The following is a 19,338-nucleotide window of genomic DNA, read 5'->3' as shown; positions in this document are numbered from 1 at the left end:
GCGTGCGATCCATGACCGTCAACAAAATACCGCCGCTCACCGACAATCCCTCGAAATGTGAGGCCTGTTCGGCACGAGAGTACTGTATGCCCGAGGAGACCGCGATGCTGGAACCCGAGAAAGCCCGCGGGACGGGGTGGGAAGGCGAAGTATGAAAGCCACCGAAGGGATGTTCGACGAGTCAGTCGTCTACGTCACTAAACAGGGCACACAAGTCCGGACCGACGGTGGCCGCATCGTCGTCTGGGATGTTGACGGCAACGAGGGCGAACTCGCCTCCTTCCCGACCGAGAAGTTGGAGACAATCAACGTCTTCGGCGGCGTCAATTTCTCGACGCCGTTCGTCGCCGAGGCCAACGAACACGGGATCATCCTGAACTACTTCACCGAGAACGGGAAGTACCGCGGCAGCTTCGTCCCCGAAAAGAACACCATCGCGGAGGTGAGGCGTGCCCAGTACGCTCTCGAAACAACCGCCGAGGTCGACATCGCCGCCGAGATGATCGCCGGGAAGATTCGTAACTCGCGGACGCTGCTCTCTCGGAAGGGCGTCCACGGGACAGATGTGCTCAAGGATCTTGGCGTACGCGCGACGACAGTATCGACGAAAGACGACCTACGTGGTGTTGAGGGCGAGGCCACTGAACGGTATTTCAGACGGCTGGACGAGACACTGATAGATGGCTGGACGTTCGAAAAACGAACCAAGCGGCCGCCAGAGGATCACATCAACTCGCTGCTGTCACTGACCTACGTGTTCATGAAGAACGAGGTACTGAGCGCCTTGCGGCAGTACAACCTCGATCCGTTTCTCGGCGTACTGCACGCTGACCGCCATGGGCGGCCGTCGCTCGCCCTTGATCTGCAGGAGGAGTTCCGGCCGATTTTCTGTGACGCGTTCGTCACGCGGCTGGTCAACCGTGGCGTTATCACACACGACCAGTTCACGCAGGACAATCATCTGACCGATGACGCATTCAAAATCTACTGCTCCAAGTTCGATAAGTTCATGAAAGAAGAGTTCACTCACCCGTACTTCGAGTATACTGTCTCACGGCGGAAGGCGGTGCGGCAGCAGGCGATTTTGTTACGGAAAGCGATCACTGGTGAGTTAGACGAGTATCATGCCTTGAAATTCTCAAAATGACCATGCGCTTAGCAATTGCATACGACGTGAGCGACGACGGGAACCGCCGACAAGTGTATCGTACACTCCAGCGGTACGGTGCGTGGCGACAGTACAGCGTTTTCGAAGTTAATGTAACTAAAGCTGAACGTGTCGAGCTCGAAGACGAGCTGGAAGCACAAATCGACTCATCTGACGGGGATCGTATCCGGATTTACCGATTGTGCGAGTCTTGTCAAGACAAGACGACTGATATCGGGTCGGAACCACCGGACGAGCAGTCGAACGTGCTCTAAGTTAGACTACGTTGACCCTTATTATATGACCGTACAGCCCCGGTTGACGTAATCGAGGTATGATTTCGGTGACTGAGAAAGCTTTTTGACCCTTATAGCCGCATTTTCACCCCCTGTCGCGACGAGGAGAAAACCCAGCACGGGATTGAAACTACGCCAGCGTCGTGTACTGTGCCGGCAGCAGCGGTCGCGACGAGGAGAAAACCCAGCACGGGATTGAAACCGTTATCGCGTCGGCACTGCCCTCGACCTCGTCGTTGAGGTCGCGACGAGGAGAAAACCCAGCACGGGATTGAAACCGCGGGCACGTTCGCGAGCTCCGCGGTCGCGGTCCCGGTCGCGACGAGGAGAAAACCCAGCACGGGATTGAAACTCAAACCGCTTAATATGGGTTTTACCCATAGTGGCGTCGCGACGAGGAGAAAACCCAGCACGGGATTGAAACTGGCGTTGTTATGATACTGCAACACACGGTGTCCGGTCGCGACGAGGAGAAAACCCAGCACGGGATTGAAACGCGACGTAATCGTAATCGTCGCGGATCAGCAACCGTCGCGACGAGGAGAAAACCCAGCACGGGATTGAAACAAGGTCCGTGGCGACGATCCGGACGCGACCGCGGCAGTCGCGACGAGGAGAAAACCCAGCACGGGATTGAAACTTTGATGTCCCCTGACCAGCAGCGTGCGGCACTGGCGGTCGCGACGAGGAGAAAACCCAGCACGGGATTGAAACTCTGGCAGTAGTGGCAAATCATAGCTGTTCCTGTCGCGACGAGGAGAAAACCCAGCACGGGATTGAAACGATGTACGCCTCATGGCCGCTGGGGTTCGTGCGCGGTCGCGACGAGGAGAAAACCCAGCACGGGATTGAAACCCGCTCCAAGCGTCCCCCAACTGATCCCCGCGATCGTCGCGACGAGGAGAAAACCCAGCACGGGATTGAAACATAGTAAGGATATCGTTAAGAGCATATCCCGAATAGTGTCGCGACGAGGAGAAAACCCAGCACGGGATTGAAACTTAATCAATGAATCTAGAAAAAGAAGAAAACAAACTGTCGCGACGAGGAGAAAACCCAGCACGGGATTGAAACAACTACTAAAGGATTCAAAACCGATTTGCATCCTGTCGCGACGAGGAGAAAACCCAGCACGGGATTGAAACTTGTCTACAGTGGGGCAGACGACAATACGGTCAAAGCAGTCGCGACGAGGAGAAAACCCAGCACGGGATTGAAACTAGGTCCACTCTTGCGTGCCCGTCTCGGCGTCAATCGCGTCGCGACGAGGAGAAAACCCAGCACGGGATTGAAACTCATTAGGGACTTCAGTATAAGTTCCTTTACCACTGTCGCGACGAGGAGAAAACCCAGCACGGGATTGAAACAACAACTCGGCGACGTGTCGGCCGTTGGCGTACTGTCGCGACGAGGAGAAAACCCAGCACGGGATTGAAACACACCCTAGGGGGGCAAAATCTAGAGGTAATCCGGTAAGTCGCGACGAGGAGAAAACCCAGCACGGGATTGAAACTTAGCTATTTCTAAATTCATGCCACTAGCTGCTGTCGCGACGAGGAGAAAACCCAGCACGGGATTGAAACGAGGATATAACGCTCACGCTCCGTCAGGTCTGAGGGGTCGCGACGAGGAGAAAACCCAGCACGGGATTGAAACAAGACGATCCCGATCGCAGCCGGGAGCGTCCGGAGGGTCGCGACGAGGAGAAAACCCAGCACGGGATTGAAACCGTACGTCGGGAAGTACATCTCGAAGATGTACGGTCGCGACGAGGAGAAAACCCAGCACGGGATTGAAACTCTATTGAAACGGAAGATGGTCAGCGTGAGAAGATGCCGTCGCGACGAGGAGAAAACCCAGCACGGGATTGAAACGCGGGTGGTACAACAGTCGCGATCTCTCGCGCTACGGTCGCGACGAGGAGAAAACCCAGCACGGGATTGAAACACCAAATCTCTGTTCCATCCGAGGCATCGACTGCCGTCGCGACGAGGAGAAAACCCAGCACGGGATTGAAACAAGGTCGCTGCCCCCGACCGCCGCTTTCGGATCTGGGGTCGCGACGAGGAGAAAACCCAGCACGGGATTGAAACAACAAAACCCCGGACGCCCCTGAAACACTCCCCGTCGCGACGAGGAGAAAACCCAGCACGGGATTGAAACCGGTGAGGCGGTCCGTAGGCATCTCCGAGTCGGGTCGCGACGAGGAGAAAACCCAGCACGGGATTGAAACTCATTCGCTTCAGTCATACCTTTCACCCCATTGTCAGTTGATCACATCGGGTTTGAGTGAAAGTGTCTGCTTAGAGAAGGTGTGCAACCAACACAAGCAGACAACGAGATAGAAGAAGAGCACCTGCTTAATTTTGTCGTCAACAGCCTTGACGAAGAGCTTGCGATAGATCTCGGTGAGGACGTCGAGGTCACGACAGAGAAACTGTACGAGGTCCTCGCCGGCGCCAGCGCCGGCGGGACCTCGATCAACCACGTCTGCGAAACGACCGACGGCTCGCCACACGCCAACACCGTCCGGGGACATCTCACTGAGCAGTTTGAGCTTGACTCGGTTGAGGCGGTTGGAGACACGCTCCTACAACGAGATGCGCTTGCGACACTGCCGGATCGACCGGTGGAGGTCTGCGTAGACCTCCACCTTGATCCCTACTACGGTGACGAGGACGAGACAGAGGCGCTGTACTTCTCGCAAGCGAAACGAGGAACAACTGCGTTTCACGCCTATGCGACACTGTACGCGCGGGTACGTAACAAGCGCTACACGCTGGCGGTTCGCCAGCTGGTCGCTGGCGATACCACCAGCGATGTCCTCGCTGAGTTTCTCGAACTGCTCGACGGCCTTGACCTCGGCGTCAAGGCCGTCTACCTTGATCGCGGCTTCTACAACAGCACCTGTCTCGGGCTGCTGTACGCGCACAACTACGCCTACGTTATGCCGATCGTCAAGTGGGGCGAGACGATTCAAGACGAACTCAGCAGAGGTTGGAGCCGCGAGATCGAACACGATCTCGCTGGCAAGGTAACGTTTCCCGTGTTCATCGATTGTGTGTACCAGCAGGGGCGGTACGATGAACACGGAGTGGCGCGTCACGGCTACGCCGCTGACGCGCCGTTCATCGACACGCCACGCGATGCCCGAGAACACTACAGCAAGCGTTTCGGCATCGAATCGAGCTATCGGTTAGCCAAACAGAGCCTCGCGTTCACCAGTTCTCAAGACGCTGGCCTGCGGCTGGTGATGTTTGTGGTGAGCCTGCTGTTCCAGAACAGTTGGCGGTATCTCCACTGGAAGTACGTGGCGTCGCCCCGCCGAGGGGGGCGACGCCTCTGGGACTGGTCGTTCACGGAGTTCTGTGAAATGGTACTGCGGGCCGCTTGGACAGCTCTAGGTGTCCGCAGGGCTGTCCCAGCGAATCAACCACTCGACGACCGGTTCTTCCGGTAGCTGTCCACCAATCCGGACAGCGGTCGTGAGTGGCGACGCTGTCGCGTCGGCGGCGATCTGCCGCCGACAGCGACTGACTAACGCCTCGACAGCCGAGCAACGCCAGAATTCAGCCGCTCCATCCTTCCGAAGACTATCGAGGGGCCGAGGACAACGATTTAGCGGCTACTGGACGGAGTCGTGGGCCTTCTGATGTGATCGACTGATTGTTGGTCGCGACGAGGAGAAAACCCAGCACGGGATTGAAACGTTCGATGGGTGATCGTCGGAAGCTCAACACGCGTGTCGCGACGAGGAGAAAACCCAGCACGGGATTGAAACCTCATAGTTCGGGCCCACCCGCCATGGAGTGGGAACGTCGCGACGAGGAGAAAACCCAGCACGGGATTGAAACAGAATCGACGACAGTAGCGACTGCTGGAACTCGTATGTCGCGACGAGGAGAAAACCCAGCACGGGATTGAAACTTGTCGCTGCCGCAGTCCTCGCACGCCACCTCGCGGGTCGCGACGAGGAGAAAACCCAGCACGGGATTGAAACAGTGCGGTGCCGGTCGCGGCGACGTCGCGCGGATTCTGTCGCGACGAGGAGAAAACCCAGCACGGGATTGAAACACCCCAGCGGAGTCACGATCCACAGTGACGACGTGTCGCGACGAGGAGAAAACCCAGCACGGGATTGAAACTCAGCGACGACCGGGATGCCCACGACCGCGAGCGCTGTCGCGACGAGGAGAAAACCCAGCACGGGATTGAAACCGTACGCGAACGCGAGCCATACGACGATGGGCTGTAACGTCGCGACGAGGAGAAAACCCAGCACGGGATTGAAACGGACGGATCGAGTTGGTCGAGTGTTGATGATATGCCGTCGCGACGAGGAGAAAACCCAGCACGGGATTGAAACTTGACACTTGACCCGGGCGAGTACGAGCTGCGCCGTCGCGACGAGGAGAAAACCCAGCACGGGATTGAAACGGTAATGCGCGGTGGCCGCGACATGGCATTGACGGAGTCGCGACGAGGAGAAAACCCAGCACGGGATTGAAACTCGCCGAGGCTCGAGGCGAAGCAGGCAGCCCGGACGTCGCGACGAGGAGAAAACCCAGCACGGGATTGAAACACGACGATCGCGACGGCCCGCCGGACGACCCGGGCGGTCGCGACGAGGAGAAAACCCAGCACGGGATTGAAACTGTCTGTCATCTGTCCTGAGAACGCCGGTATGGACCGTCGCGACGAGGAGAAAACCCAGCACGGGATTGAAACTGAGTCCTCAAACTCAGCAACCAAATCGAGCACGCGGTCGCGACGAGGAGAAAACCCAGCACGGGATTGAAACCAATGGTGTATGCCACATGCCCCAGTTGCCGGTCAAAGTCGCGACGAGGAGAAAACCCAGCACGGGATTGAAACCGCACTCACGTCGTAACTCCCGCTCGTTTCCTCAAAGTGTCGCGACGAGGAGAAAACCCAGCACGGGATTGAAACCGTCCGGAGTCGATCGAGTACGTCTCACAAGCAGCGGTCGCGACGAGGAGAAAACCCAGCACGGGATTGAAACAACGGGACACGCCCACCAGTAGCCGCCGATCCGGCGTCGCGACGAGGAGAAAACCCAGCACGGGATTGAAACGTGCGCGTGATCACGTCTCCGGAGTCCTGACCGAAGGTCGCGACGAGGAGAAAACCCAGCACGGAATGACAGAGGGGTAATCAGTCCCTCAAGCACCGATGTGGTTCTTTTGTTAACGTATATTGCTATCTGATTATCGAGCGATGTCGAACTTTGCTGGCGTGCTCACGTTTGGCATGCATAGGTAACCTGTATCCGGGAGTGAAATGGTCGGTTGAGGCTCCCCTTTCACCGACCTACGGTTCCTGTTTCACCGGGTAACCACCAGACTGTACTGCGACCACCCACCTTTTTTGATTCAATAGCTCCTTTGGTCTCAAGATCTTTGAGACGATTGAGTACGTTTCGTCGCGTTAGGTCCACTTGATCCGCGATCTCTGATGCCGTCAGTACTGGGTCATCAGAATCACGGAACAGCTCGAGGATCTGCTCGTCGCTAACAGTGGGGTCTGGCCCCGGTCGGTCACTCATCTGAGTAAACTCCTGAGGTGAGGGCTGTTAGGTATTTATTCCTTCGAAGGATATCATAATCACTTCCTTCGAAAGAACCGTTATGGATGCTCTCCTTGTCGAGAGCATGAGTATGACAACTCATGACATGGTGAGATTAGCACAGCAATCGGACCGCAGCTTTGGAGGCCAATATGACTGCCACAGAGTCCTTTGAGGACCCGATCTCTGAGCTGCACCACGCACTTAGAGCAGCTCGACGCCGAACCGTTGTCAGCATCCTCAGTGATTCCGAGGAGGCGACCATCACAGTGCGATCGCTTGCCCGGGAAATCGCTGCTGATGAACACAGTATCCCGGTTACTGCTGCTTCTGGTGAACCGTATCGCAACGCGTACAATGCCCTGTCTCAGACCCATTTGCCTACGCTTTCTTCCACAGGAGTCATAATCTATGACCCGAAGAGGCAGAAAGTCTCTGCGGGTCCGAATCTAGCTGTCGCATCTATAATTATCGAGATAACGCGGCCTACAGTCACCCTGCTTTTTGAGCAGCTGGAGGAAGGAATGGGGGAACAGACAATGACCGATTGAGCAAGACCCCGTGGTGCGTTCATCACCCATGGATAAACCCGAGTTGAGGAGCAGGCCGGAGGAAGGTGGAGACGAGGAAACATCTTCCAGAGAGCTTGTCGAAAGATTGCGGGAATCGACATTCGAGAATTGGTACCGGGACAGAGAATATGCCGAAAATATCCGGGAGGGTAAACCCTATTTCAACGGTCCGCCGAAGGTCCAACCAGCTTCTCGACATAGCCCGAGTAGACTACTACAGTGCCATCGGAGGTCGTGGTATAATCATCTCAATTCAGCCGAAGAAGATGGCCCACCTCAAGGAATATTTTGGTTTGGGTCGCGGTTCGAGGAGGATCTGATCATGCCGTTCCTCTCAGATGCAATAACTAATAAAGAAACCTACGCTTGCAACTCTCTCTGGGTTGATTACACAGTGGATACAGACCATGGAGAGATCCGGATCAAGGGAGAGACCGACCCGGTAATCGTCGACGAAGATTCGATCCCGCTGCTGTTGCTGGAAGTCAAAACCAAACAGTCGGTAGACGGCTTATCTAAGCCTAATCAGCACCATCAAGCGCAGTTACATGCATACATGCACGGGCTGTCTGAAAAATGTGATACCGATCTTGATCGAGCGGCGATCGTCTATGGTAGTCGCTCTACACTAGAAATAGAAGTCTTTGAGGTAGAGTTCGATCAGGTATTCTGGGAAGACACGGTTCTCGAGTGGGCGGCTAATCAGACAAAATATCGCACGTATGGCGCACTCCCTCCAGCAGAACCCGAGCACGACTGGGAATGCAAGTTCTGTTCTTATCGTGAACGGTGCGGACGAGGTGACAGAGAATATTCGGATAGTGGCCCAGTCGGGTTACTTCCCATCTTTTCTGATTACCCCCGACAGAGTGTAGTGGAGTATCTCGACTCGCATCCTGATTCGAAGTTACCGCCAACCCTAGCACACAGCCATCCATCCCTTGTGGAGAACTACGGTGCATATGACTGGTCATGTTCGGCATGCGAGGCAACATATAGTTGGAACGCGGTCGACCCCCCTTCGTCGTCTCATGCGCCACGGTGCCCAGAATGCCGGGAAAACGGGGAGAAGGGATGGCTAAGTGGTCCCACTCCCGACGAACAACTCCGAATAGAGGGGGCAGACGATGTCCAGTAGTTGGCATCAACTGGACGACCAGCGCGAAAACTGGCTGCTTCTTAGAGTTGGGACTGAGAGAGATGAAGAGTCAGCCATCGGCTGGTGGGAGCTCGTCGTCGGTAATGCAACGCAGCTGATCAGGTCTCACGCCAGTAAAGTGGGTGTCGATGCACAGAACGAGTCAGAAGTTCTGACGTCATTGCTTGAAAAGCTTGAACGCTATCGGGAACAGGAGCCGTTACTCATCACCCCCTCACGAACGACGCTCAAACGGTTAAGAGTCAGATTAGTCGAAGTCACAACACAGCAACTTCTCTCGCTGCGCGGATTTCGTCATCTCTGTCTCAACGAGCAACTGGAGAGGCATTTCGGACACAGTCTATCAAATAGAGGGTTTACTGCGGACTCGGACGGTCCTTTACCACCTGAAACGGATTATGGAGACTTGACTCTCTCAACATCCACAACCCAACTGTGGGATGTCTGGACATCGATCTACGCGCTCCTGCCTCTCAGAGGAATCAGAGGTGAGAGATTATGAAATCGATTCAGTATAGACCCGCTACAGCAGGAGGTGGTGAAAGTGGGACCTGAGAGGGATGGATCGGATTTCACACGACGAAAGTTTACCATACCTCGGCGTCTCGACGAGGAATTAGTTCGCGTTGCTGAAGATCATTATCAGGGTAACGTCAGCCTCTGTATACGCGCCGCATTCGAGGATCACAAACAGACTCTGAACGGAGAGGGAGAGATTGCCTTTGGACGGCTCCTCAGTCACGTTGACGAGATGGCCAAACGTCAGTCTGAAATACTCAATCGAATCGAATCACTTGAGGACGATGTCGGGGGGCAAGGAACTCCAAACCCGAGTAGTGAGGGCCCCTTCGATCCCAGAGTGGAGCAAGTGTACCGAGAACTCGAACAGAGCGACGGAGGCCTGCGGATTGATGACCTGAGAGAACGGCTGGACCTGAACTTACCAGCGATTCAATCTGCACTCGGGAAGCTGGTTGATCATGGTCTGTCGACGGACCGAGCAACAGACAGCGAACGATTCTGGGCAGTAGGAGTGAATGAACTACCTCAAGGTGGTTGCGATGAATGAAGACACCTCTACAGTTCAGGATTACCGCGTACAGGATCAGCATGCGCGAGAATACCTGAAACGTAGCGACGGCGTCAAGCTCAAATCTTCAACAGTCAGGACTTACGACGGGAATCTGAGGCAGTACGAAGCCTTTCTACAAGACCGAAATAAGACCCTATTGGATGCCGAGTTCGAGGACTTGCTCGATTTTATTGCTCACTGCGTCCGTTCGGGGAACCGTCAAGGGACGATTGGGGCTAAGATTTCCACGATCGGGGAACTCTATCGGTATATTCGGCTGTACACGGATGACAGAGATGCTCTGAACTTTGACCCCCTACGAATCAGCACCATCGATCTCAGCGAATATAACACTCCAGAACCGATCGAACGTGAAGCGCTCACCCGTGCTGAGATTCGCCAGCTATTCGATGCCTTCGACAGCTACAGGAATCGTCTCATGGCTGTCGTTGGGGTTGAGACGGGACTCAGAAACTCAGATATCCGGGGGATCCGATTAGAAGATCTGTCGTTAGATGTCGGGGAGATTCATGTCCATGATCCCAAAAATTCGAAGCCGTATGATGTCCCAATTACCGATGACCTTGCATTCGAGATAGATTACTGGATCCGGCACCATCGAACCGGGTTCGTCGCAAATACGACTTGTGAGTACCTCTTCCCTAGTCAAGATGGGAGTCAGCTTGAAACCAATTCGAGTCTCAACCGGCTGGTCAAGGAAGCTGCTGAGCGTGCTGGAATCCAAGATACAATTGGAACATCACAGGTATCCTCCCACTGTGGTGATGATCTAAGCAGCAGGAAGTCCCAACGTGAATGGCACCGCGTTACTGTGCACACACTCCGCCATTCGTGTATCACTCTCATGAAGGAAGATGGGGTGGACCTCACGTACCGACAGATGGTGGCAAATCACTCGAGCCCCAATACCACTCAGGCGTACACTCATTCCTCGAACGAGGTCTTCGAGAAGATTCGGGACCGGTTCAACCCGCCACGGTAACCGATAGGTCGGAGGTCTGTCCTTCAGATAATTCGTATAGTACCCACTCCGGTCAGAGGCCATGAGAGAAATAAATGACCACTGAGTGACCACCTCACACGGTGGAACGCCGATTTGTACACCTGAGGTGGTCACTTAATACCCACTAAGTTTGATGCGATCGATTACCCATCCCTGTAGTTTCGGTAGACTGGGGGATTTTCATATACCCAACACTCCGGCGAAGATTGTAACAGTGGCTATCAGAATCACCTCGCAGGACACCAGTTTCGCGCGCGCACGTAGGAGCCGAGAGTTCGCTTGACCGAAACGCTCTTTTGTAGGAGATTGTTGATACGGAATAGTCGTCGCGGTCGGAAACCGAAACCGGCACGCAGACACGTTCTCCGACCGAGTTTCAGATCAGCGGAACTCTCGTAGAACCGCAGGACGGCTCGCCATCAACAATGTGCTACACATGAGCGGACCGAAAAGAAGATCGTTTCTGAGATGGAGCGCTGATGATATCGGTCAGCGTCAATGCAGGCGTTTTCGGGGGTGATTGAGTGGATTTATATTCCGATGTTTGGTCAGGAACCTGATGCTGTCCTTGAGTAATTCGTTGAACAAGGATTTCCTGTCGCAGCCACAATCAGTGACGGGGCTTCGCACCTCGACAGTTACACGCCTAGCGAAACCGACAGGGCTACTCTTTATATTTTCACCGGTCGTATCGATGTAAGCTTGGATATAGGAATTGTCTGGAAAATCAATCGATTCCCCCGATAAATCCATTCAATTTGTATAATTGTCACCTAATCCCGAGATTAGAAAGGTCGACACCGCCGAACTTGGCCCTTATTTCTTCTTTATATACATCATCCTTGCCGTAGCTCACGGTAACGTCTTTCGAGTGGTCCATAGCATATGTTATAGATTCCTTCGACACATTACACTCGTTCAAACGATGTTTAAATGTATGCCTGAGTGCGTGTACATCTACCTTCTTCTTTTCCACGAATCCACTCTTGTTGGCGTCATTCGGGATCTTCGCGATTGTTTCTTGAATACCTGCCCGTTCAGCTGCTTCATTCACTATGGTACAAAGTCTTTTGCTGCTCAAATACCCGCCCATTTTTGAAGGAAACAGGTATGGATTGTCTTTCTTTGATAAGTGACTTGATCGAATGTCCTTAATCCAATGATTTAGTAGCGAGGCCATCTGATCAGTTAATGGAACTACGTACCAACCTCCTGTCTTCGTGTTCTCCAGCTCTATTTCCTTGTTATTCAGATCAACATCGGAAATCTTGATTTTGCGAGCCGATTCTGATCGAGGACCAGTCTCAAGGATAACGAGAACCAGAAGCTTGTCCCTAAAAGTGTTCAACTCTCCGATCAATTTTTTCACATCTTCGGTATTCAGACCGTTTCGTTCGTATCTAACACCAGTAGAGTAGTTACTTGGGTCAATATTCTCTGAGATCTTATAGGAGACTTCTGGCATCCCCTCGCATTCTGCCTCGTATCGACTAATCACACCTCGAATTGCAGCCTTTTCGACACTTATTGTACTCTTTGCGCGATCATCTTCGGCACGATATTCGAAATAATCTCGCACGTCTACAAATCCGACATCCTCTACACACATGCCTCGTTGGTGAATAAAGTCGAGGAACTGTCGGAGATGGCTAGCATATGTGGTCGCAGTTCCTGAAGAGACACCATTGCACAAATATTCGATACAACGTCCACATTCGACGGTTGGGAGCCTCCTCTCCTCGAGTTTGTCCTGATATTCCGCTTCCTTTTTTCGATAAGACGAACAAACATGAGTGTTATCTGTCCGTTCCTGAATGCTACTCTTTTCCATTTTAGAGCCAGACCCATTATCGTCCCGACTCTCATCCGTGGATTGTTTGTTTTCATCCTGCCGATCACTGCCATCCGTAAAGTCTGATAGATTTTTATTGTCTGACATTTGTGTCAATCGTTGAGTTTCTAAATCAGCATCACAGTTACACGCGGAAAGGTCATATTCACCGCCTTGCGTAGTGCCAGCATCAGATTTGTCAGTAGAATTCTCATTATCTTGACGTTCTTGATTTGTATGATTATGCTCGGTCTGCTGGTTGTTCTCTCCTGTAAAGTCTGTCAGATTTTTGTTTTCTTCAGACATGGTTGAAGTTATGTATTGAGTTCGTATGCGTCATCAGCAACTGGACGAATGGTACCCTCTTCTTTCATCGAGTCAATTGCTGGAATTACTGATAGCCAATCCTGTTCGGTCTTTTTTACAATCTCGTCTACACCTAGCGAATCTGATTTGCTCAACTCTTCAGTAATCCTTTTTTTAATTTTCGAGTTTGATCCCGACTCTTGATTCATCTCCACCTCCTCAGAAACCTGACTGGCAATATGAACCACAGAATCCCTCTCATCAAGCTTCTCGTCAATGTATTTGACCTCGCGCAAGACTTGATCAACGTCATCGCTTACTGATTCAATCTTAGTCTCTCCGCCGTCGCTGACGTATCGATAGTGATGTTGGATCGCAGCTCGGACACCTTCACTACGCGAAGCATATCTTAGCTCTACTAATTCCTCCAACAGCCTGTTGTGATATTCTGTGAGAGAGAACTTCTTACGAACCACATTTTGTGAGTTGCTATCAGTCATTGCGGAACCTCTCTGTTAACTTTGATGTGAGCACCAACCGATTCATTCTCCGCGACACGTCGAAGGGACTCAGACGCCAACCGGAGGGTAGTCGCGATCTGGGGCAGCAACATATGGCTCAGACCGAGATTGTTACGCTTGTCGGACAGAGTCTCGGAGACAGAAAGCGTTAGCTCATCCACCACATCGACGCGGTTGTTTCTACACGGGCAGTTGGCCGCCTTGACCTCAGGGGCGAGGGGACATAGCCTTGCTCTGTTCATCAGCGTATATCTATCGTGTCTCCAATGATGCCTCAATACCGCTCACTACACTGAGTGGTGATTGGTGATCTGCACCCGATCGAAAAGTTTCATTATAAAAGCTGCACTCAATCAATCAGTGACAGACGAACACAAGAAAGAGACCGAGCGAGAGCGGGGCATCTTCACTACAAATGACGAAGATTGGCTCCAAGGGGGGTCCGAGAATACTAACGATAAGAAGCGCCGTTGTAGGCAGGGAATTCAACTCGCGATGGAGGACATTGAAAAACTCATCAGCGCAGATCCGGATGAGATAGAAAATTTCGATGGGATTGGCGAATTATTCGACAATGTAGAGGAAAACACCGGTCTTAATCGTACCGAGTGTGCTAGGAGCTTAATCGCCCTTGCTTTCATCATTACTAACGACTCCATTGATTATTCAGAGTTAGCTAACGAGATAGACTGGCACCCACGAACGCAGTCTGAGCGACCTCGTAGTTCTCATCGCGAAAGGTCTGTGGGTCCTCCCACGTACGATGTATCTGAGATGTTGGCGTTCAGGAATGCGTTATCAGCTGGGATTGCTACTGGGAGAAAGTATGTTCGTCCCCAGCAAGAGCCGGATTTTAATTTTCCCATATTGAAAAGCAATATTAAATTATATAAAGAACCGACAGAAGCTAATGTGAATCCTGATGATAACAGGCTAGATTTTGAGGTGGTGAGAGATATCTTTGCCGGGCGTCTTGACAGTGCTTCTTCTATAGAGGATATAAGTCCTAATTTTTCCCTTGACGACATCAAACCGGGGGCAGAAAGTTGGGATGAAGTCAGACTGGCCACGGATAATGTGGAGTTGAGGCGTGATATAGATTCGTTTGGTAGAAATAGAGCCGCTAAGTACATCGCAAAAGATATTGAGACAATGGTGAATCGTGAAGTTGTTACGCGTCATGAACTCTTCGGTGGTGATGATGAATTTGGATATGAATTTCCGGACCATGACGGAGGCAAGGTTGAGGTCTCGGGTGAGATTAGATCAGCCCGACTCGGGAGGCTACGCCCAGATGATGACGATGCAGATCATAAGGGATAGCCACTCTATCTCTTTGCTTCCCACTCCAGCAACGACAAGTATACGACCTACATAGAGAGATTTGAATGCGTCTCTCGTTCGATGATGGGACACTCCTTCTTGAAGACGCCCCCGAGTCTGTGCCATACGCTGAATGGGACGACCGCGTCGATGAATATCGGGCACAGGCACACCATTATCGTGACATTCGAGAGTGGGTGACCGAATCTGATGGGCAAGCCAGCCTCGAACAGTCCATTGGAACTGTGGCGGAGTTGGAGAACGACGCTCGTGCCTACTCGAAGTTCCGTCTCACGCCATCTGTCGCTATCGAACCTCGTGATTACCAGCAAGAGGCTCTCTCAGCGTGGCAGGATAACGACCGTCAGGGAAGTGTGATCCTGCCCACGGGAAGCGGGAAGACGTTTCTAGCCGTCCAAGCGATTGCTGACGCTGGTGTTAGCACGCTCGTCGTCGTTCCGACTATCGACCTGATGAACCAGTGGTACGCCACTCTTACAAACGCTTTCGGGAATCAGATTTCTAATCCGATTGGTGTCTTGGGCGGTGGAAGCCACAACGTGACCAATATCACGGTGACGACCTACGACTCTGCGTACCGGTATATCAATGAGTACGGTGACCGGTTCGGGCTTCTCGTGGTGGACGAAGTACACCACCTTCCCGCACCGACCTATCAGCAGATTCCTGAGATGACGATTGCCCCGTATCGACTTGGACTCACAGCTACTTACGAGCGTGCTGACGGGAAACATGAAGAGCTAGAGGAACTGCTGGGCACGGTTGTGTACCGAGAAGAGGTCGACGAGCTTGCAGGAGAGTATCTCAGCGAGTACGAGACGCTCCATCTCAGCGTGGAACTAACTGATGAGGAGCGGAAGCGGTACACTGAAGAGTACCAGATTTACCGCGACTACGTCGACAGTCATGATTTTGATCTCTGGAAAGAGAGCGGCTATCAAGAGTTCCTCAAGCGGACGTCATACGATCCGCAGGGACGACGGGCCCTCATTGCTAAGCAACGAGCCGAGAAAATCGCTCGGACTGTGGAGAAGAAACTTGATACGCTGGATAATTTGTTGAAGAGACACCATGACGACCGTACCATCATTTTTACAGCGAATAACGAGTTTGCATACAAGATCTCTCAAGAGTTTATTATTCCCTGTATTACGCATCAGACCGAGACCGGGGAGCGAACGGAGATATTGGAGCGGTTTCGTACAGGAGAGTACTCGATGCTGGCTACATCGCAGGTGCTGGACGAGGGGATCGATGTGCCGTCTGCAAACGTGGGCATCATCCTTTCTGGAAGTGCATCGAAACGACAGTATGCACAACGGCATTCGTCTTTAGCTAAGACTCACACATCGGTTCCGTAGCGGTAACGAGCGTCGCTTGGAGAATTGGGCCTTGTTGGTTCAACTGCTGGTAGAACCCATCGGAAGAACGTGAAGCAGAGATTCACCTATTCGGGCTGTAGCGCCCATGACTCGACTTCTTTCGCGCATGGACCAGTCAACAGAACGTACTCTGTGGCACGTAAAATCGTCGGTCTCTTGCGCCCCATATCTTGTTTCACGTTCTCATGGAGTAGCAGCGTTTCCATCGAGTCAACACAGCCATTCTGTTTTCAATACTCGTCATTCCCTAAAGCGTCTATATCATCCTGATTCCGGTCTTTTAGCGGAGTAGAGAGCCTGTCTAATCGCTCTTTTGCGGATTCCCGACGCTCTCGTGTCTCTTGTGGCTCGTACTGTATTGAGTCGATCTCGCCAGCGACCATTTCGACGGTCAGAACGACCCCCTCGTGCTGTGCTTGTTTCACGAGCCGCTCTACCGGCAGATCGATTTGGTCGATGACTTCGTCGCCATCCTCAAGCAGTAGTACAGCTGTCTTCCCGTCGACGATCCGGTCAACGACCGCGGTGTACGTCCCGTTCATCGGGCGGCCTCTCCCATCTGTAGCGTGACTGCGGGCAAGTCTCTAATCGACTGCTGGTCGTCATTATCCAGCTTCTCGTCAAGGAGGTCCTCAGCGTCCGTCGAGAACGCGTCAGCCGTTTCGACGGCGATGTCCCCTTCGCCGTCGGCAGTCACGACAACGTCGCCGTGAACGCCCGTCCAGTACGTCTCGATGTCGCGGTCGGCGAACGATTCAAGGACCTCGTCGTGTGGGTGACCGTACTGTGAGTCGTACGCACTCGAGATGATCGCAATCTCGGGTGTGGCAGTATCGAGGAACGCCGGCGTCGATGAGGTCGATGACCCGTGGTGGCCAGCCTGATACACGTCGGCGTCAAGCTCGCCACCCCACTCGTTAATCATACGGGCTTCGGCGTCGGTCTCGGCGTCACCCGTGGTCAGGTACGTGAACTCGCCGAACTCGAAGACGACGGCAACGCTGTTGTCGTGCAGGTCGCTTCCCGAGTCACCTGCCTCCGGATTGACGACGAGCGCGGTGAGGTTGCCGTCGACGGGGAGCTCGTCGCCTTCCTCGACGATGAACAGGTCGACGTCGTGCGCTTCGACGGCGTCGAGATATCGATCGTAGGTCTGGCTGGTGTGTGGCACGCCCGAGTCGTAGGCAGCGCCGATCCCGTCACCCTCAGTCTCGGCCCACTCGATGACGGCGTCGTGACCGCCGATGTGGTCGGCGTGGCCATGCGTCGCGACGAGGTGGTCGATCCGGTCGATACCTTCCTGTTCGAGATACTCGATGACGCCCTCACCACCGTGTCGCCAGTCGCCCGTGTCGATCAAAATGGTCTCGTTTGCAGGTGTGACGAGCAGCGTCGCGTCTGCCTGTCCGACATCGATGTGATGGAGTTCGAGTTCGCCATCTGCCGTGGCCGGTCTGTCTCCATCGTCTGCTGTCTGGTCATCAGCTTCAGCGGCGTCCTCGTCGTCGGATGCCGCCTCATCCGTCTCGTCTTCAGGGGTTGAAGTAGCCTCGTGGTCGGCCGATTCCTCAAGCAAATCGTCATCGGCACTGTCTCCACCGGGAAGGCCGGCACACCCCGCGAGAAGAACGACCAACGCGATACTGGCTACCACCAACGATCGTCTCATGGGTCACGCTCTCCCGGCTTCGTGTTGAGCGTTCGGATCAGGTGCAGTTCTCCCGACAGATCGCGGTTCACTCGTGTAGTTCCTCAACGGTCCCATCTCCTACATCAAGATCCGCTTGCACGTTCTCGAGTAGTGTTTTTGCTTCATCGCGAAGTTCGCGTGCTTCCGCGAGTGAGACATCCCCTGACTCCAGCTGTTCGATGATCGTTTCGATCCGTTCGACACGCCGTTCGATGGTTGCGTTTGTGTCTGTCATAGGACTCCGATAATGTACACTCCCAATCCGATGATAAGCAACAGGAGGACCACGATGATGGCGCCGTAGCGCCGTCGCAGTCGCTGCTGCTGCAGTCGTTGTTCGCACGACTCGTAGGTAGCCTCGATACGCTGTTCGAGTGCAGCTATCTGCTGGGTCGTGGCTTGGTCGTAAGCCGTCTCAAGGCGCCGGTCAAGCGACTCGATCTGCTCATCGACCACTAACTCGTACGCACGGTCAAGCCGGTATGCGAGTGTATCGAGTTCTGCCTCGAACTCCCGGCGGTCCTTCACGACGGTCTCGCCGGCGGCCGTAGGCGTGATGGCCGTCGTGTCGGCGACGTCGTAGACGATCGGTTCATCCTCGCGATGGCCGACAGCCGCAACGATCGGTGTCTCAGCGGTGAAAACGGCTTCGGCGACTGGCTCGCTGTCAAACGCCTCGAGGTCCGTTTCGCTCCCCCCACCGCGTCCGATGATGATCACGTCGAGATCATACTGCCGATCGAGCGTGTGGATACTGTTGGCAATCGAAACGGGCGCGTTCACACCCTGTACCCGAGCGTCACCGATCAGGAGTTCGACCTCGGGATAGCGGTCGTGGATCGATTCTTCGATATCGTAGCGTGCATCACCATGGACGGACGTGACGATACCGATTCGAGCGGGGAAGCGTGGGAGTGGCTGTTTGTGTTCGTCGCTGAACCACCCACGTTTCCCCAGTTCCGCGCGGAGTCGCTTTCGAGAGAGCGCTCGGTCACCGGCACCGACAACCGAGATGTTCCATGGTTTGAGATTGATTTGCCCGTCCTCAACATAATACTCGATTGCACCCTCACAGATCACCTCCATCCCGGGCTCGAGTGCGGCCTCAAGCGTCTCATACCGACTCGCCCACATCAGCGCCGACAGCTCGTACTCCTCGTAGACGAGATCAATGAATACCCCCCAGTCAAATTCGTTGATCTCGCTGATCTCGCCGAGACAACGGACATCTTGGAGGGCGGTGGTGTGCTCGATGGTCTCGCTGATCTGTTCGTTGATGTCAGCGACCGTGAGGACGTCATCGTGATCAGCGGGGTCTGTCTGGGGACGTTCCATCCACACCCACGTTTGACAGGGGGCCGTATTGAGAATTTCTGCTTTCGATCGGCCAACTCACGTACCGATATC

General features: G+C 53.7%; 15 protein-coding genes, 2 pseudogenes and 2 CRISPR repeat arrays. Of the genes and pseudogenes, 10 read left to right on the top strand and 7 right to left on the bottom strand.

Translation table 11 applies throughout. From position 1 onward, the window contains the following. Window positions 1-8 precede the first annotated feature (8 nt). From ACYQ0R_RS14520 to ACYQ0R_RS14505, 4 genes and pseudogenes are all read left to right on the top strand, one after another. Window positions 9-155: pseudogene (locus ACYQ0R_RS14520) on the top strand (CRISPR-associated protein Cas4); the annotation flags it as partial. Next, on the top strand, window positions 152-1,147 hold the full coding sequence (gene cas1, locus ACYQ0R_RS14515) for a CRISPR-associated endonuclease Cas1 (protein WP_459825155.1): 996 nt from the start codon (window positions 152-154) through the stop codon (window positions 1,145-1,147). The pseudogene ACYQ0R_RS14520 and the gene cas1, both read left to right, overlap by 4 nt. 2 nt (window positions 1,148-1,149) lie before the next feature. Continuing rightward, window positions 1,150-1,422: a CRISPR-associated endonuclease Cas2 gene (gene cas2 / locus ACYQ0R_RS14510; protein WP_459825152.1), complete on the top strand. Its 273-nt coding sequence runs from the start codon at window positions 1,150-1,152 to the stop codon at window positions 1,420-1,422. 115 nt (window positions 1,423-1,537) lie between these two features. Continuing rightward, window positions 1,538-3,676: direct repeats of the CRISPR family, unit length 37 nt; unit sequence GTCGCGACGAGGAGAAAACCCAGCACGGGATTGAAAC. Between the two features lie 81 nt (window positions 3,677-3,757). Then, window positions 3,758-4,903, top strand: a complete 1,146-nt coding sequence (locus tag ACYQ0R_RS14505; protein ID WP_459825150.1) for an ISH3 family transposase — start codon at window positions 3,758-3,760, stop codon at window positions 4,901-4,903. A 212-nt stretch (window positions 4,904-5,115) separates the two neighbouring features. Beyond that, a CRISPR array of direct repeats spans window positions 5,116-6,611; the repeat unit is 37 nt; unit sequence GTCGCGACGAGGAGAAAACCCAGCACGGGATTGAAAC. 155 nt (window positions 6,612-6,766) lie between these two features. Here ACYQ0R_RS14505 and ACYQ0R_RS14500 read toward each other — a convergent pair. Then, a complete protein-coding gene (locus ACYQ0R_RS14500; protein WP_459825148.1) occupies window positions 6,767-7,009 on the bottom strand; it encodes a helix-turn-helix domain-containing protein in 243 nt (80 codons plus the stop codon). A gap of 173 nt (window positions 7,010-7,182) precedes the next feature. Here ACYQ0R_RS14500 and ACYQ0R_RS14495 point away from each other — a divergent pair, with 173 nt between their 5' ends. From ACYQ0R_RS14495 to ACYQ0R_RS14480, 4 genes are all read left to right on the top strand, one after another. Next, the gene (locus ACYQ0R_RS14495) at window positions 7,183-7,581 is read left to right on the top strand and encodes a DUF7344 domain-containing protein (RefSeq protein WP_459825145.1); all 399 of its coding nucleotides are present in this window, start codon (window positions 7,183-7,185) and stop codon (window positions 7,579-7,581) included. Between the two features lie 28 nt (window positions 7,582-7,609). Further along, window positions 7,610-8,740, top strand: a complete 1,131-nt coding sequence (locus ACYQ0R_RS14490) for a CRISPR-associated protein Cas4 (protein ID WP_459825143.1) — start codon at window positions 7,610-7,612, stop codon at window positions 8,738-8,740. Window positions 8,741-9,305: 565 nt separating this feature from the next. Then, entirely contained in the window at window positions 9,306-9,830 is a 525-nt protein-coding gene (locus ACYQ0R_RS14485; RefSeq protein WP_459825141.1) for a hypothetical protein, read from the top strand. Beyond that, window positions 9,799-10,836, top strand: a complete 1,038-nt coding sequence (locus tag ACYQ0R_RS14480; protein ID WP_459825139.1) for a tyrosine-type recombinase/integrase — start codon at window positions 9,799-9,801, stop codon at window positions 10,834-10,836. The genes ACYQ0R_RS14485 and ACYQ0R_RS14480 overlap by 32 nt, the downstream gene beginning before the upstream one ends. Window positions 10,837-11,626: 790 nt before the next feature. Here ACYQ0R_RS14480 and ACYQ0R_RS14475 read toward each other — a convergent pair. Beyond that, the gene (locus ACYQ0R_RS14475; RefSeq protein ID WP_459825136.1) at window positions 11,627-12,994 is read right to left on the bottom strand and encodes a tyrosine-type recombinase/integrase; all 1,368 of its coding nucleotides are present in this window, start codon (window positions 12,992-12,994) and stop codon (window positions 11,627-11,629) included. A gap of 8 nt (window positions 12,995-13,002) precedes the next feature. Then, complete coding sequence (locus tag ACYQ0R_RS14470) at window positions 13,003-13,494, bottom strand: hypothetical protein (protein WP_459825133.1); 492 nt, start codon at window positions 13,492-13,494, stop codon at window positions 13,003-13,005. Window positions 13,495-13,875: 381 nt separating this feature from the next. Here ACYQ0R_RS14470 and ACYQ0R_RS14465 point away from each other — a divergent pair, with 381 nt between their 5' ends. Both ACYQ0R_RS14465 and ACYQ0R_RS14460 read left to right on the top strand, forming a co-directional pair. Continuing rightward, complete coding sequence (locus tag ACYQ0R_RS14465) at window positions 13,876-14,838, top strand: hypothetical protein (protein ID WP_459825130.1); 963 nt, start codon at window positions 13,876-13,878, stop codon at window positions 14,836-14,838. Between the two features lie 65 nt (window positions 14,839-14,903). Continuing rightward, window positions 14,904-16,181 (top strand): annotated as a pseudogene (locus ACYQ0R_RS14460) (DEAD/DEAH box helicase family protein); the annotation flags it as partial. Between the two features lie 290 nt (window positions 16,182-16,471). Here the strand turns inward: ACYQ0R_RS14460 and ACYQ0R_RS14455 are convergent. The 4 genes from ACYQ0R_RS14455 to xseA all read right to left on the bottom strand — a co-directional run bounded on the left by ACYQ0R_RS14455 (window position 16,472) and on the right by xseA (window position 19,266). Further along, window positions 16,472-16,783, bottom strand: a complete 312-nt coding sequence (locus ACYQ0R_RS14455) for a DUF3006 domain-containing protein (RefSeq protein WP_459825128.1) — start codon at window positions 16,781-16,783, stop codon at window positions 16,472-16,474. After that, window positions 16,780-17,910: a ComEC/Rec2 family competence protein gene (locus ACYQ0R_RS14450; protein WP_459825126.1), complete on the bottom strand. Its 1,131-nt coding sequence runs from the start codon at window positions 17,908-17,910 to the stop codon at window positions 16,780-16,782. Before ACYQ0R_RS14450 ends, ACYQ0R_RS14455 begins: the two co-directional genes overlap by 4 nt. Window positions 17,911-17,977: 67 nt before the next feature. Next, the gene (gene xseB / locus ACYQ0R_RS14445) at window positions 17,978-18,166 is read right to left on the bottom strand and encodes an exodeoxyribonuclease VII small subunit (protein WP_459825123.1); all 189 of its coding nucleotides are present in this window, start codon (window positions 18,164-18,166) and stop codon (window positions 17,978-17,980) included. Further along, entirely contained in the window at window positions 18,163-19,266 is a 1,104-nt protein-coding gene (xseA, locus tag ACYQ0R_RS14440; protein ID WP_459825120.1) for an exodeoxyribonuclease VII large subunit, read from the bottom strand. The genes xseB and xseA overlap by 4 nt, the downstream gene beginning before the upstream one ends. Between the last annotated feature and the right edge of the window lie 72 nt (window positions 19,267-19,338).

It is taken from the genome of Halorubrum luteum, assembly GCF_054652935.1.
This window is presented reverse-complemented; position numbering and strand designations above follow the sequence as displayed.

Bases quoted from the DNA above. Each gene is read 5' to 3' on its own strand.
- cas1 (WP_459825155.1), top strand. From the start codon at position 152: ATGAAAGCCACCGAAGGGATGTTCGACGAGTCAGTCGTCTACGTCACT.
- cas2 (WP_459825152.1), top strand. From the start codon at position 1,150: ATGCGCTTAGCAATTGCATACGACGTGAGCGACGACGGGAACCGCCGA.
- ACYQ0R_RS14500 (WP_459825148.1), bottom strand. From the start codon at position 7,009: ATGAGTGACCGACCGGGGCCAGACCCCACTGTTAGCGACGAGCAGATC.
- ACYQ0R_RS14495 (WP_459825145.1), top strand. From the start codon at position 7,183: ATGACTGCCACAGAGTCCTTTGAGGACCCGATCTCTGAGCTGCACCAC.
- ACYQ0R_RS14490 (WP_459825143.1), top strand. From the start codon at position 7,610: ATGGATAAACCCGAGTTGAGGAGCAGGCCGGAGGAAGGTGGAGACGAG.
- ACYQ0R_RS14480 (WP_459825139.1), top strand. From the start codon at position 9,799: ATGAACTACCTCAAGGTGGTTGCGATGAATGAAGACACCTCTACAGTT.
- ACYQ0R_RS14475 (WP_459825136.1), bottom strand. From the start codon at position 12,994: ATGTCTGAAGAAAACAAAAATCTGACAGACTTTACAGGAGAGAACAAC.
- ACYQ0R_RS14470 (WP_459825133.1), bottom strand. From the start codon at position 13,494: ATGACTGATAGCAACTCACAAAATGTGGTTCGTAAGAAGTTCTCTCTC.
- ACYQ0R_RS14455 (WP_459825128.1), bottom strand. From the start codon at position 16,783: ATGAACGGGACGTACACCGCGGTCGTTGACCGGATCGTCGACGGGAAG.
- ACYQ0R_RS14450 (WP_459825126.1), bottom strand. From the start codon at position 17,910: ATGAGACGATCGTTGGTGGTAGCCAGTATCGCGTTGGTCGTTCTTCTC.
- xseB (WP_459825123.1), bottom strand. From the start codon at position 18,166: ATGACAGACACAAACGCAACCATCGAACGGCGTGTCGAACGGATCGAA.
- xseA (WP_459825120.1), bottom strand. From the start codon at position 19,266: ATGGAACGTCCCCAGACAGACCCCGCTGATCACGATGACGTCCTCACG.